Here is a 13,568-nt window from a genome sequence, read left to right as displayed (position 1 = left end):
CGAACATCTGTCGGCAGCGAACGAGTCGTCTGCCGTCAGGCGTCCGTGGGCCGTTGTGGACCCTCGCGTGGCACCGCTCCCGTTCGGGCGGGAGCGTTCCCACGCGCTGCGATGAACTGTCGTCCGGCGTTGGTCAGGTGTCAAGGAGACGGGGCCCGGATCACGCCGTGGTAGCGATCCCATGAGCCTGTTCGTGCAGGTCAGGACGCTGATACGGATCAGCGCGTTATCCAATCGTTACGGCTGCTCGGCCGCGTCGTGACCACCGCGAGGCCCACCCTCAGCAGGTCGCGGCCACGGTCAGGTGAAACGGTGTCACCCGGCCGGGTGCGTCTCGATCCAGCGCTCGGCGACCGACTGCTCCACCTGCAGGGCGGCGCGCACGGCCTCCGAGGCCGCCTCCTCGACGACGGCGCCGAACAGCGGCACGGCGGCCTTGACCTCACCTTCGTAGGTGAGGCGGCTGGCGTCCGGGCCCAGCGCCGCCAGGCCCACCCGACCGGTCAGCCGTACCGGGGCTCCCGTGATCTCCAGGACGACCGTGCCGCCCCGTGAGCCGTCCGCGACCGCCGGCTCCCACACCTCGACCTGGCGCACGTCCAGGCGCGCGCCGACGAACCCGCGCAGGTTCGCCGGAATGGCGTCGGTGGGAAGGCCCCGACGGATCGTCACCGTGAAACCGGCTCCCGCATCGCCCACCACGTCGACCTGCTGGTCGAGCGCACCGCTGGCCTGCACCTTCTGCTGCACGTACAGCGGGTCGGCGAGCATCACGGCGGCGGCACGCGCATCCGTGGGGAGGTCGAGCGTGACGAGCACCTGCACGGTGGTTCCCTTCGCGGCGTCGCCCCGCCGGGCCACGGGGTGCGGCGGCGGGGTCGAGGTGGTGCTCGACACTAACCGCTGGACCGCCCGACCGCCGGGTGCACGCGCCCACCTACGCTGGACCCCGTGTCCACACTGAGCACCCTCGCCGCCCGCTACGCGTCGCTCGACGCCGCCGACCTGGAGTGGCTCCACCTGCTCGTCGGGGACTGGCAGGTCGTCTCCGACCTGGCCTTTGCCGACCTGGTGCTGTGGCTGCCCACGCCCGACGGTGACTTCGTCGCCATCGCGCAGTGCCGCCCCTCCACGGGGGCGACCGTCCACTACGACGACGTCGTCGGTTCCCACCCGCCCGACGGTCAGCGCCCCCAGCTGCAGCGCAGCCTCGACGAGCTGCGTCCGCAGCGGTCCCGCGAACCGCGCTGGTTCGGCTCCTACGCCGTGCGGGAGGAAGCGGTTCCCGTGGTGCGGCAGGGGCGTGCGATCGCCGTGATCGCCCGCCAGACGAACCTCGGCGGCGCTCGCACCCCCAGCCGGCTCGAGCTGAACTACGTCGAGGCCGCCGACGAGCTGCTCGGGATGATCGGCCGCGGCGAGTTCCCGACCCCGAACGCCGCAACGGGGCCCCGACGTGGCGCCCCTCGCGTGGGAGACGGCCTCGTGCGCCTGAACTCGGAGGGTGAGGTCCTGTACGCCAGCCCCAACGCGCTCTCCTGCTTCCACCGGCTCGGCGCGCTGGGTGACCTCGTCGGGCGGTCGCTCGTCGAGGTCACCACCGAGCTCATCGACCAGCACGACACGGTCGACGAATCCATGCCGCTGGTGCTCATGGGGCGCGCGTCGTGGCGGACCGACATCGAGGCCCGTGGGGTGGCGCTCTCGCTGCGGGCCGTGCCGCTCACCGAGCTGGGGGACCGCACCGGGGCGGTGGTGCTGTGCCGCGACGTGTCCGAGCTGCGCCGTCGGGAACGCGAGCTGATCACCAAGGACGCCACGATCCGTGAGATCCACCACCGCGTGAAGAACAACCTGCAGACGGTGGCGGCGCTGCTGCGCCTGCAGTCACGACGGATGAGCACCCCCGAGGCCCGCGAGGCGCTCGACGAGGCGATGCGTCGTGTCGCGACGATCGCCCTCGTGCACGAGACGCTCTCGCAGACCCTCGACGAGGCCGTGCCCTTCGACGACCTGGTGGGCCGGAGCCTGCGCCTGGCCGCCGACGTGGCCACCGCCGGGACCCAGGTGCGCACGGTCATCACCGGCACCTTCGGCGCCGTGCCCGCCGAGGACGCCACGGCGCTCGCCCTGGTGCTCACCGAGCTGGTCACCAACGCCGTCGAGCACGGGTTCGAGGGGCGTCCCTCCGGCACGGTCGAGATCACGGTCGAGCGGACGGGAGACTCGCTGCGGGTCGAGGTCGCCGACGATGGTGCCGGTCTGCCCGAGGGCAGGGGAGCCGGGAGTGGCCTGGGCACGCAGATCGTGTCCACGCTGGTCGTCAACGAGCTGCGCGGAACGATCGACTGGATGCCGCGTGAGGGTGGGGGCACGGCGGTCGTCATCGCCGCGACGCTGCGGCACGGTCGCGAGGCCGGCTCGATCGTGCGTTGACCTGCGGTCTGCGCGCCCAGCGGTCTGCGCACCCAGCGGCCGAGCACGACGAAGGCCGGCCCCCTCGAGGGGACCGGCCTTCGTGCTGCTGTGCTGCCTCCGCGGGGGCGGGGCGGGTGGTGCAGGTGCGTCCGGTCAGCCGGCGCGACGCTGACGGGCCGTGCGGCGCTTGAGCGCGCGGCGCTCGTCCTCCGACAGGCCGCCCCAGACGCCGGCGTCCTGACCGGTCTCGAGGGCCCACTTCAGGCAGGTGTCGACGACGTCGCAGCGACGGCACACCGCCTTGGCCTCCTCGATCTGCAGCAGGGCCGGGCCCGTGTTGCCGATCGGGAAGAACAGCTCGGGGTCCTCGTCGAGGCATGCTGCGCGGTGGCGCCAGTCCATGTCAGCTCTCCTTGGCACGCGTCGAGGCGCCGCCCGGACGAGGGCGTGCGTCTAGACGGTCAGGTTCGGGGGTGGGGAACGTGCTGCTCCAAGCGTCACACCAGGAAACGGGGCGCACAAGAGTTAAGGGCAGGTTTCCAGTCGGTGAATGCTGAGGCCTTCGTCACATCTGAGAGGAGCCTGTGGCATACACACGACACAGTACCGTGCGGCGCGCGTCGCCATGACCAGCGCCCGCCGTGACGGCGCCCGTCCGCCCCGGTGCGCCCGCACCGCCGCGGGGTCGTAGGGTCGGCGCCGTGAGACTCCGCGACCGTCCCGTGCAGCTGGCCGTGGTGTGCGTGCTCGTCCTGGTCGAGGCGCTGGCGTCTGCGGGTCTGGGCGCAGTGTTCCTGCTCGGGCTCGCGTCGGGCGATGCCACGATGCCGACGGCGACCGTGTTCCTCGCGGCGTGCTGCCTCGGGGTCGCCGCCGCACTGGCCGCTTGCGCGCGTGGGCTGTGGCGCGGGAGACGGTGGGCCCGGTCCCCGGTGATGACCTGGCAGATCATGCTGCTGGTGCTGGCCCTGGGTTGGTTCGGGGTCGAGGCCAGCTGGTGGTCCGCCGCCGTGGTGGGTGTCGCCGTGCTCGTCGGAGTCGGCCTGGTGCTGCCCCCGGTGGTGGCGGCCACGGTCCCCGAGGATGCGCGCCGCGCCCGCGACTGAAGAGGGCGCACCCGAGCCTGCGCGCACCGGGAGTCGCCGCTCACGCGGACATGAAGACCTGCACGGGTTCGACGCGGTGGCCGATCCGGACCGCACCCCGCCCCGCGCCACCCCGCGGATCGGTGACCCAGGGCGCGCGCGGCCCGAGCAGGTCGGACGACCCCGCGGTCGCCGGTTCCAGCACCAGCAGCGTCGAGGTCCGGGCGGCGAGCGCCACCGGCCCGCGGAACGCTCCGACCGCCCGCTCCGTCTGCGCCGAGGCGATCAGCCGCACGGCACCTGCCAGGACCGCCTGCTCGAGCCGTTCGGCCTCGAGCGGGTCCATGAGCTCCAGCTCGTCCAGGTCGTCCACCACGACCGTCGTCGTCCCGGCACGTCCGAGGCCGGCCCCCGACACGATCTCGGCCACCGAGGCGGCGTGCGTGACGCCGGCCGACGTACGCCCCGCCGTGCCGACCTGCACGACCTCGACCCCCGCACGGCGCAGCTGCGTCACCACGGTCACCAGACTGGTCGTGCGCCCGGACCCCGGCGGGCCGACCACCAGCAGCCCGCGACCGACGTCGAGGAGAAGGTCCGCCGCATCGTCGCCTCCTGGCCCCAGCACGACGGTCGTGGGAGGCCGTGGGTCGTCGGCCCGCCGGGGCAGGAACGCCGGGAGCACGGCGTGCGAGGGCAGCGGGGCCAGCCGTGGCGTGGCCCGGGTCCGAGGATCCGGCGTGGCGGGCGGCGTCGACGGCTCGAGCGCCACCTGGCACAGCAGCGCACCGGCCGGTCCCAGGTGAACCGCCCGTCCGGGAGATCGCCGGGCTCCGCGCAGGGCGGGCGGCACCCCGGCGACGACGTCGAGCGCGGCATCGGTGACGGGGAGCACGAGACGGTCCCCGAACGAGGCGGCCAGCCCCGCGGTGCGGGCGGTGACCTGCGCGGTGGCGGCCACGGTCACGGCGCGGGGGCCTTCGGCCCACAGGGACGCCAGGCGGTCGCCCGCGGCACCACGGGCCACGGGTTCCAGCGCGGTGAGGGCGGCCTCGAGGCCGTCGAGCAGGATCAGGTGCCGCGGGCCGGCGCCGGTCCGTGCGGGCAGCAGCTCGAGCAGCCGGGCGATCCGGCGCGGGTCGTCCGTCCCGACGTCCGTGCCGAGGCAGCCGGTGCGGGCCAGCTCCGCGACGGCGTCGGCAGGCAGGCCGACGGCGTGCACCGTCCAGCCCTGCGCGGCGGCCTGCCGCCCGAGGCTCACCAGCGTGCTCGTCCTCCCGGACCGGGGGCCACCGAGGATCAGCAGGTGCCCGTGCGTCGCGTCCCAGGTGACGTGCGCCCGGCGCTGCTCGTGCGGCACGTCGCCCAGCGCCACCGTCAACCGTCCGCCGCGGGGATCTGCAGCGGCGCGCGGGTCCGCGGCACGTGCCTGGCCGGGCGTCACCGAGTCCGGCAGCTCGGGCAGCCACGGGCTGGTCGGTACGCGGCGCCCGATCGCCGCCGCACGGGCTGCCTCGACCCACGCCCGGGCGTCGCGGTCGACGGCCTCGTCCTCGCCGGGGGACAGGTCGAGGTGGCCTCGCCCGTGGGCCCCGGCAGTCGCCTCGCCCGGCCCGCACCAGGGGCGCGCGAGGCGGACGGGTGCGGACGCGCCGGCGGCTCGCGTCCGGGCCACCTGCACCGGTTCGAGCGGACCGCCACCGCGTCGCAGCCACGCCCGACCCGGTGTGCGGGGGCTGATCCGGGCCGCGTCCGGTGCGTCGAGCACGTCCTGCGACTCGGCCGGGTCGGTCACCCGCAGGCACACCCGCAGGGCGAGGTTGGCGCGCAGGTCGGGTGTGACGGCGCCGGCGGGTCGCTGCGTGGCCAGCACCAGGTGCATGCCGAGCGAACGTCCCTGGGCGGCGAGCCTGCCCAGGGCGGGCAACGCGTCGGGCAGCTCGTCGGCCAGGGCGCGGAACTCGTCGACCACCACGAGCAGGCGGGCGGGCGTCGTCGGGTCGAGGGGGTCGAGCTCGGCCAGGTCGCGGGCCCCGGCGGCGGCGACGAGACGTTCGCGTCGGTGCAGCTCGGCCCGCAGTCCGGCCAGTGCGCGTGAGGCGTGGGCGGCGTCGAGGTCGCTGACCTGCCCGACCACGTGCGGCAGGTCGGCGACGGCACCCAGGCTGGTGCCGCCCTTGAAGTCGACGAGCGCGACAGCCAGGCGGTCGGGCGGGTTCGTCAGGGCCAGTGAGAGGACCAGGTCGCTGAGCAGCTGAGACTTGCCGGAGCCCGTGGTGCCGGCCACCAGCAGGTGCGGCCCGTCGCGCACCAGGTCGACGTGCACGGGCAGACCTCCCTCGCCGAGGCCCAGCGCCGCCGTCATCGTGCCGTCTCGGCCCCACGCGGCGGCCACCTGCGCGCTCTGCGCCGGAGGCATGCCGGGCAGCGCGCCCAGGTCGGCCGTGGTGGGGACGCCACGACCGGTCCGGCCGGCGTGCGCGTCGCTCGCCCCGCGACCGTCGCCGGCGCCGGGGGTGCCCGCGGACGAGGCCCCGGGCCGGGTGTGCACGACCGCGGCCACGCGGCGTGCCTGAGCGTCCGCCCACGCCACGGTGACCGCGTGCAGAGGGACCTCGCTCGAGCGTCCGTCAGGTGTGCGCAGGCGGGCGCGTCCGGCACGCACGTGCAGGACCTGCCGGCACCACCCCGGGACGCGGGGCCCGCCGCGGCCCGTCTCGTCGGCGACGAGCAGCAGGAGCTGGTGCGGCGAGGGCACCTGTGCCCGCCACCGGGCCAGTGCGGCCATCTCGTCCAGGGCGCTGCCGGCGGGTCCGGTCAGGTCGGCGACGACCACGGTCGGCGGGTCGTCCCGCCCTGGCAGGGTCCCGGCTCCGCCGGGCAGCCACCTGGTCCAGGCCCAGTCGAGCCCCGCGCCGCAGCGGACCTGCACCGCACGGTCGGCGTGGGGGCCGACGGCGCCGAGCACGAGTGCTCGTGCCGCGGCGCGCACCTCCTGCGGCGGGCCGACCACGGCCAGCGTGGCCCCCGGTTGGTCCAGCATGCCGGTGCGGGCGGGCGTGGAGGCGTGGCGTCCTGCCATGGCCGGGGTCTGCGCGGACGTCGGGGAACCTGCCGACCAGAGCGCCTGCACGGTCACGGCGGCCAGGGCCGCGGGGTCCGCCGGTGCCGGTCGGGTGGTGTCGGTGCCCTGCGACGCGCCGCCCCGCCCGGGCGAGCCCGGACCGGGCGTCCCGCTCGTGCGGGAGGTCCTGGAGGCCAGCAGTGTCGCCGGGCCGACCAGAGCCGTCAGCAGCAGCAACGGCTGACGCAGCGCGGCGGCCAAGGCGATCGAGCCGATCGCCGGCGCGAGCATCCCGAGTGCCTCGGTGCGCCCGGCGCCACCGCGGCGCACCCCGTCTGCGCCCGCCGTCGCCAGGACGTCGGGAGCGGTGGCGTCCGGTGCGGGGCGCAGCGCCAGGCGGGTGGTGCCGACCTGCAGCGTCTCGGTGGGGCGCCAGCGGCGCCACGGGTGGTGCAGCGCCAGGTGCGGGGCACGGACGGGGCGACGGGCACGGCCGCGGCCACGGTGCAGCCGAGGGTCACGGACCAGGCGGGCGACACCCGGGCCGTCCGGGGTGCGGCCGCTGAGCCGCACGTGGAACCGCGTGCGCCCGCGGCGGACGGTCGTCCGCACCTGCACCACCAGGTCACCCCAGCGAGGATCCCGGACCCTCACCTCCACGTGCGGGTCGGTGCCCTCGCCTGTCCCGGACGACGCGGACGCGTCGACGCGGTCGCGACCCGCCCCGACCCGCAGGGGCGCTGCTCCGGGCTCGAGTCCGTGCAGCGCGCCGCAGTCGGGCCCGGACACCACCGCCAGGTGCCACGCCGCCCGCGACGCACCGGCGGCGGCGCCCCCCAGCTCGTCGTGCTCCGTGGGGCCAGGCCGCAGCGTGCAGCCGGCCACCAGCGGGTAGTGACCGGTCGCGTGGCCGGTGGTGAGCGTCGTGGGACCCACCGCCACGGACGTCCGGGGCCACCCGGCCCACCCGGTGAGCCGCGCCAGGTGAGCCAGCAGCGCAGGCAACGCGATCCCCTCGTCGACGTCCACATCGGTGGGGTGCAGGCCAGGCCCTCGGGCCAGATCGGGGTGGACGACGGTCAGGAGCACCCGGCGAGCGTGCCGCGGGCCGCGCTCGCGCGGCTCGACACGGGACCTGAGCCGTGGACGACGTCCTCGCCCACAGGGGCGCCGGTCGGGTCGCGGCCCGCGCCGACCGGCCCCACCGCTGCGCAGGGCCGACCGGCGCCGACCCTGCGCAGCGGATCGTCAGTCGACGGCCAGTGCCGCGACCGGTGACGTCCGGGCCGCCGCGCGCCCCGGCAGCACGGAGGCCAGCAGACCGGCCGTGCACGCCACCAGCATCACCAGCGCCAGGTCGCGCCACGGCACCGCCAGCCGCAGCGGACCCATGCCGCCGAACACGGTGGCCGCGCCCGCCCAGCCGTACACGACGCCCAGCCCCATGCCGAGAACGGCACCGACCCCGGCGATCAGCACACCCTCCACGGCCAGCGTGGCCCGCAGCTGGCGGCGGGTCAGACCGATGGCCCGCAGCGTCGCCGACTCGCGGCGCCGCTCGATGACCGACAGCGACAACGTGTTGGCCACGCCGATGAGGGCGATGACGACCGCGACGGCCAGCAGGCCCACCACGACGGCCAGCAGGGTGTCGATGACCTGCGTGTACTGCTCGCGCTCCACGGCGCCGCTGTCGACCTGCAGGGCGGTGCCGGGGAAGGCGTCGGTGACATCCTGGATGACGTCGACCGCCGACCGGGTGCCGTCCAGCGAGACCCAGACGGTGCTCGACCGGGGCGCGGCGTCGAGCGAGGCGAGCGTCGACGGCGTCACGAGGACGTCGCTGCCCCCGATGCCCGGCCGCAGGACCGTCAGCGCGGCGGAACCCGCCTCGCCGGTCAGCGTGCTGAGATCGCCGTCGACGAGCTTCTCCTGCTGCTCGCTCAGGACGACCGTGCCGTCGTCGAGGGCCGACAGCAGCTGCGGTCGACGCAGCACCGCGGCGTCGGCCGGGTCCAGCCCCATCACCCGGACCTCGGTGCCGTCGACCTCGACCGCCGCCGAGGTCAGCTCGACCACCTGGTCGACGCCGTCCACCGAGCGGATCGTGGTGACGGCCGAGGCGGGAAGGTCGCCCTCGCCGTCCGGCAGCGAGACCATCACGTCCACCGCGTACCGGGTGTCCAGCTCGCTGCCCAGCGACGCCCTGGCCGTCACCGCACCGGTGCTCATCAGGGTCACCAGGGTGACGCCGATCAGCAGAGCGGTGCTCGTGGCGGCGGTCCGTCGCGGGTTGCGCAGCGTGTTGGCCGCGGCCAGCCGTGCGCTCGGACCGGTGCGGGACACCAGCCGACCGGTCCACGAGACGACCTTGGGCACCCAGAACACGGCACCGATGAGCACCCCGACGAACGACACGCCACCGCCCAGCATCGCGATGCCGAGCGCGCCCATCGGGTCGCCGGCGCCCAGCACCGCCAGGGTGGCACCGCCGGCCAGCGTGACGAGCCCCAGCACCACGAGCACGAGGGAGGAGACCAGCCGGAACCGCCCGGCACGGTCGTCCACCGTCGGTGCGTCGGCGGGCCGCAGCGCCGCGATGGGCGACACCCGGGTGGCCGCCCGTGCGGGCACCAGCGAGGCCAGGATCGTCACGAGCGTGCCGACCAGCAGCGGCACCAGCACGACCGTGGCGTCCACGTCGATCCGCGACGGTAGCCGCACGCTCATGTCGGTGCGCGCGGCGAGGCTCAGCGCCACCTGGGTCAGCGCGCCGCCGAGCAGCACGCCCAGCGCCGAGGCGCCCAGGCCGAGGATCGCCGCCTCGGTGACCACCGAGCGTCGCAGCTGGCCGCGCACGGCCCCCACGGCGCGCAGCAGCGCGAGGGTCCGGGTGCGCTGCGCGACGAGCACCTGGAACGTGTTCGAGATGACCAGGGCGGCCACCAGCAGCGCCACGGCGGCGAAGCCGAGCACCACCATCAGCAGGGCGTTGCCCTCACCGGACATCTCGCTGATGGTGGCCGCGGCCGCCTCGTCCCGCGTGACGACCTCGGCGTCGGGCAGGGCCCGGGTCAGCTGGTCGCGCGCGGTCGCCACGTCGTCGGCCGCGATGAGCAGCCGCGCCGCGGTGATGTCCTGCCCGCCGTCCATCCAGGCGCGCAGGTCGGAGTCGAGCGCCAGCCCGGCCCCGCCGTACTGCGACCACGCGCCGGCGGAGTCGGCGACCTCGCCGACGACCTGCGCCTGAGCGGTGTGCTCGACCGGTTCGGCGTCGTCGTCCCCCCACACGTACCAGGAGACGGTGACCTCGTCCCCGACCCCCACGGCCAACCGTTCGAGGGCGTCAGGGTCCAGCGCGACCTGCCCGGGCGACGTCGGGGCGACGCCGTCGACGATGGTCAACGACGACAGCCGCGGATCGGTGGCGGCCGCGAGCATCGGCTGCCACACCGTGCGCAGCGGCGAGGTCAGCTGCAGGCCGCTGACCTGCAGCGCGTCGGCGGCCACGACCCCGGGCTGCTTGCGGGCGGTCTCCAGGTCGGCGGGGGTGAAGTCGCCCATCGCCACCAGGTCGGCCTTCGCGTAGGTCGCGGTGACCGCGTCGTACCCGGCGCGGGTCATCACCTTGCCGGCCAGCAGCGTCGCGGTGAGGAACGCCGCGCCGATGCCGATCGCGACGGCGGCCGCAGCCAGCCGTCCGATGCTGCGGCGCATCTGCGCCAACGTCAGTCGCAGCATCAGGCACCCACCACCGAGATGGCACCCGTGCCCGCAGCCGGCTCACGCACGCCGTCGAGCCGGTCGTCGAGCTGGCGCAGCGCGTCCAGGGCGGCCAGGACCGACTCGGGCGTCGGGTCGAGGACCTCCCCGGCGATCCGGCCGTCGGCCAGGAGCACCACGCGGTCGGCGTAGGCCGCCGCGGCCGGGTCGTGCGTGACCATGATGATCGTGCGGCCGAGCTCACGGACCGAGCGGCGCAGGAAGCTGAGCACCTCCGCGCCGGAGCGGGAGTCCAGGTTGCCGGTCGGCTCGTCCGCGAACACCACCTCGGGCTTGGCGATCAGGGCCCGGGCGATCGCCACCCGCTGCTGCTGGCCACCGGACAGCTCGCTGGGCCGGTGCGTGAGCCGCTGGCCCAGGCCGAGCGTCGCCACGAGCGTGTCGAACCAGGCACGGTCCGGTCGGGCACCGGCCAGCTCCAGCGGCAGCAGGATGTTCTGCTCCGCGGTGAACATCGGCAGCAGGTTGAACGACTGGAACACGAAACCCACCCGGTCGCGGCGCAGCCGGGTCAGGGCGTCGTCGTCCAAGGACGTGAGCTCGGTCGAGCCCAGGTGGACGCTGCCCGCGGAGGCCTGGTCCAGCCCGGCCAGCAGGTGCATCAGCGTGGACTTGCCCGAGCCGGAGGGGCCCATGATCGCCGTGAACGCCCCGGCCGTGAAGTCGATGTCGACGCCGTCGAGCGCGTGCACCGCCGAGGCCCCGTGCCCGTAGACCTTGCTCAGCCCCCGGGCGCGGGACGCGGTCATCTGCTGGTCGAGGGGTGCGAGGGTGCGGTCAGGTGTGGTTCCCACGGCTGGTCTCCTGGGTTGGCGCGGCCGGTGCGGCCGCCGGTTGACGACACCGGCAACGCTAGGGACCGCAGCCGACGCGGTCGTCGGGCCCTGGGGTGGTCCTGCAGGTCACGGCGTCATCCCGTGGGCCGACCCGGGCGCGGTCCCGCGGTCGCACACCCCGCGGATCGCCTCACGACCCCGGGCGCACCAGCCCCGTCTCGTAGGCGATCACGACCGCCTGGACACGGTCCCGCGCGCCGAGCTTGGCCAGGATCCGACCGACGTGGGTCTTCACGGTCGCCTCGGCGACGTACAGGTCACCGGCGATCTCCGTGTTGGAGCGGCCGCGGGCCATGAGCACGAACACCTCGCGCTCGCGGTCGGTCAGGTCGGCGACCGCGCGCCGCGCCGGTGCCGTGTCGGCCCCGGGGGAGTCGTCGGGCAGCACCGTGACCAGGTGCTCGAGCAGCCGCCGGGTGCTCGAGGGGGCGATCACCGCGTCGCCGCGGTGCACGGTGCGGATCGCGGCGAGCATCTCCTCGGGCGGCGCGTCCTTGAGCAGGAACCCGCTGGCCCCGGCCCGGATCGCGGAGAGCACGTACTCGTCGAGGTCGAACGTGGTCAGCACGATGACGCGCGGGGCGGGGTGGTCGTCGGTGCCGCGGGCGGTGATCCGGGCGGTCGCGTCCAACCCGTCCATGCGTGGCATGCGGATGTCCATCAGCACCACGTCGACAGGCCCGGTCAGGGTGCGCGCGGCGGGGTCGAGGTCACGGACCGCCTGCTCGCCGTCGCCGGCCTCGAGCACGACCTCCAGGTCGGGCTGCGAGTCGATGACCATGCGGAACCCGGCGCGGACCAGCTGCTGGTCGTCGACGAGGGCCACCCGCACGGGGCGTGACCCGGTGCCGGCGCCGTCACGGCCGGGACTGCTGTCGAGGGGGCCGTCGGCGCTGCGGGTCGTCATGCCTCCAGCCTCTCATCTGCGGTGTCGTCGCCCGGTGTGGGCAGCTGGGCGCGCACGCGGAAGCCTCCGCCCGGTCGCGGTCCGGCGGTCACCGTGCCGCCGAACATCGCGGCGCGCTCGCGCATGCCGAGCAGCCCCTGGCCGAGCCCGTCGGTGTCGGCCGCGGCGCCGCGGCCGTCGTCGGCGACCTCGACGGCCACCGACCCGGGCAGCCAGTGCAGCAGCACAGTGACCTTCGGACCGGGACCGGCGTGCTTGAGCACGTTGGTCAGGGCCTCCTGCGCGATGCGGTAGATCGTCAGCCCGGCGCCTGGCGGCAGGTACCGCGGGGTGCCCATGCGCACCAGGGACACGTGCAGCCCGCTGGAGCGCATCTGCTCGACCAGCGCGTCGAGGTCACCCTCGGCGGGCAGCGGCGTGTAGCGGTCGTCGGGCGCCGTACCCGCGCCCGCGCCGGTACCGGTGCGGGCGTCCGGTCCCGGTGCGCCGGCCCGTGCGGCGGCGACGGAGCGTGCGCCCGCAGGCAGCCGCCCGGGGGCCGTCCCTGTCCCGGCGAGCCCGCCTGGGGCCGTGCCGGGCGCACCGTCCCGTGTGTGGACGCCATCGGTGCGCAGCACGCCGAGCAGACGTCGCATGTCGGACAGTGCCGCACGTCCCGTCTCGCCGATCGTGGACAGCGCGCGCGTGGCAGCGGCGGGATCCGCATCGGCGGCGTAGCGCCCACCGTCCGCCTGGGCGATCATCACCGTCAGCGAGTGCGCGACGATGTCGTGCATCTCGCGGGCGATCCGGGCACGTTCGGCGGCCGTGGCGATCTGGCCCTGCTGGTCCCGTTCGATCTCCAGGCGGCGGGCCCGGTCGCGCAGCGACTCCAGGGTCTCGCGTCGTTGGCGTCGCACCAGGCCGAACGCCCAGGTGGTCAGGGCGACCGCGGCGGTGAACAGCGCCGTGAACCCGACCTGGAGCGGGGCGCCCCCGCTGAGCGTCAGGCCGAGGACGAGGCTGCCCACCATGGCGCTGGCGATGGCGGTGCGGTGGGCCCAGCGGGGACCGTTGACGGTCACGGAGTACAGCGCGGTCAGCACCGCCAGGTCGGCGGGGAAGAAGAACGGGTAGCCGAGCACGATGTGCGCCAGGGCGAAGGAGTACACGGCGACCACCGACCCGACGGGGCGGACACGTCGCCAGGCCAGGGGTGCGATCACCGAGAACATGGCCCACCGCTGCACGCTCGTCCCCGCGAACGGGTCGGTCATCGCCAGCGACTGCGAGGCCGGGACGGCGACGAGCGCGAAGAGCGCGGTGCCCGTGGCGTCGACGGCGAAGCGGTGCCGTTCCTCCCAGCGCGTCAGACGTTCCCACAGGCTCACGCCCCGAGCGTAGGGGGGCCTGCGGTGCCCGTCGTGCGTCCCCGGGTGGGCGGCCGGCGCCGCCGTGTCCGACCCGGGTCGGAGCGTGGTGCCACGCGGCGCCTC

Annotated in this window: 9 protein-coding genes; 2 read left to right on the top strand and 7 right to left on the bottom strand. The window is 75.3% G+C overall.

Annotated features, from left to right (window positions below; translation table 11 throughout):
- Positions 1-315: 315 nt before the first annotated feature.
- On the bottom strand, positions 316-897 hold the full coding sequence (locus tag ACTHAM_RS08215) for a DUF2505 domain-containing protein (protein ID WP_440686232.1): 582 nt from the start codon (positions 895-897) through the stop codon (positions 316-318).
- Positions 898-951: 54 nt separating this feature from the next.
- On the opposite strand from ACTHAM_RS08215, the gene ACTHAM_RS08210 reads away from it, so the two are divergent.
- The gene (locus ACTHAM_RS08210) at positions 952-2,436 is read left to right on the top strand and encodes a sensor histidine kinase (protein ID WP_440686230.1); all 1,485 of its coding nucleotides are present in this window, start codon (positions 952-954) and stop codon (positions 2,434-2,436) included.
- 135 nt (positions 2,437-2,571) lie between these two features.
- Here ACTHAM_RS08210 and ACTHAM_RS08205 read toward each other — a convergent pair whose 3' ends face one another.
- On the bottom strand, positions 2,572-2,820 hold the full coding sequence (locus ACTHAM_RS08205) for a WhiB family transcriptional regulator (protein WP_440686228.1): 249 nt from the start codon (positions 2,818-2,820) through the stop codon (positions 2,572-2,574).
- Between the two features lie 299 nt (positions 2,821-3,119).
- Here ACTHAM_RS08205 and ACTHAM_RS08200 point away from each other — a divergent pair, with 299 nt between their 5' ends.
- Positions 3,120-3,524: a hypothetical protein gene (locus ACTHAM_RS08200; protein ID WP_440686226.1), complete on the top strand. Its 405-nt coding sequence runs from the start codon at positions 3,120-3,122 to the stop codon at positions 3,522-3,524.
- Between the two features lie 40 nt (positions 3,525-3,564).
- Here ACTHAM_RS08200 and ACTHAM_RS08195 read toward each other — a convergent pair whose 3' ends face one another.
- From ACTHAM_RS08195 to ACTHAM_RS08175, 5 genes are all read right to left on the bottom strand, one after another.
- The gene (locus tag ACTHAM_RS08195) at positions 3,565-7,656 is read right to left on the bottom strand and encodes an FtsK/SpoIIIE domain-containing protein (RefSeq protein WP_440686224.1); all 4,092 of its coding nucleotides are present in this window, start codon (positions 7,654-7,656) and stop codon (positions 3,565-3,567) included.
- A 159-nt stretch (positions 7,657-7,815) separates the two neighbouring features.
- Positions 7,816-10,308: an ABC transporter permease gene (locus ACTHAM_RS08190; RefSeq protein ID WP_440686222.1), complete on the bottom strand. Its 2,493-nt coding sequence runs from the start codon at positions 10,306-10,308 to the stop codon at positions 7,816-7,818.
- Entirely contained in the window at positions 10,308-11,099 is a 792-nt protein-coding gene (locus ACTHAM_RS08185) for an ABC transporter ATP-binding protein (protein WP_440686499.1), read from the bottom strand. The genes ACTHAM_RS08190 and ACTHAM_RS08185 overlap by 1 nt, the downstream gene beginning before the upstream one ends.
- Before the next feature lie 217 nt (positions 11,100-11,316).
- On the bottom strand, positions 11,317-12,093 hold the full coding sequence (locus tag ACTHAM_RS08180; RefSeq protein WP_440686220.1) for a response regulator: 777 nt from the start codon (positions 12,091-12,093) through the stop codon (positions 11,317-11,319).
- The gene (locus ACTHAM_RS08175; RefSeq protein WP_440686218.1) at positions 12,090-13,463 is read right to left on the bottom strand and encodes a sensor histidine kinase; all 1,374 of its coding nucleotides are present in this window, start codon (positions 13,461-13,463) and stop codon (positions 12,090-12,092) included. The genes ACTHAM_RS08180 and ACTHAM_RS08175 overlap by 4 nt, the downstream gene beginning before the upstream one ends.
- Positions 13,464-13,568: the final 105 nt, after the last annotated feature.

Origin of the sequence: Cellulomonas soli, assembly GCF_052036975.1 — a bacterium.
Classification (GTDB): Bacteria; Actinomycetota; Actinomycetes; order Actinomycetales; family Cellulomonadaceae; genus Cellulomonas; species Cellulomonas soli_A.
This window is presented reverse-complemented; position numbering and strand designations above follow the sequence as displayed.

What these genes read in the sequence shown, in the direction of transcription:
- ACTHAM_RS08205 (WP_440686228.1), bottom strand. Translation starts at nt 2,820, where the DNA reads ATGGACTGGCGCCACCGCGCAGCATGCCTCGACGAGGACCCCGAGCTG.
- ACTHAM_RS08190 (WP_440686222.1), bottom strand. Translation starts at nt 10,308, where the DNA reads ATGCTGCGACTGACGTTGGCGCAGATGCGCCGCAGCATCGGACGGCTG.
- ACTHAM_RS08185 (WP_440686499.1), bottom strand. Translation starts at nt 11,099, where the DNA reads ATGACCGCGTCCCGCGCCCGGGGGCTGAGCAAGGTCTACGGGCACGGG.
- ACTHAM_RS08180 (WP_440686220.1), bottom strand. Translation starts at nt 12,093, where the DNA reads ATGACGACCCGCAGCGCCGACGGCCCCCTCGACAGCAGTCCCGGCCGT.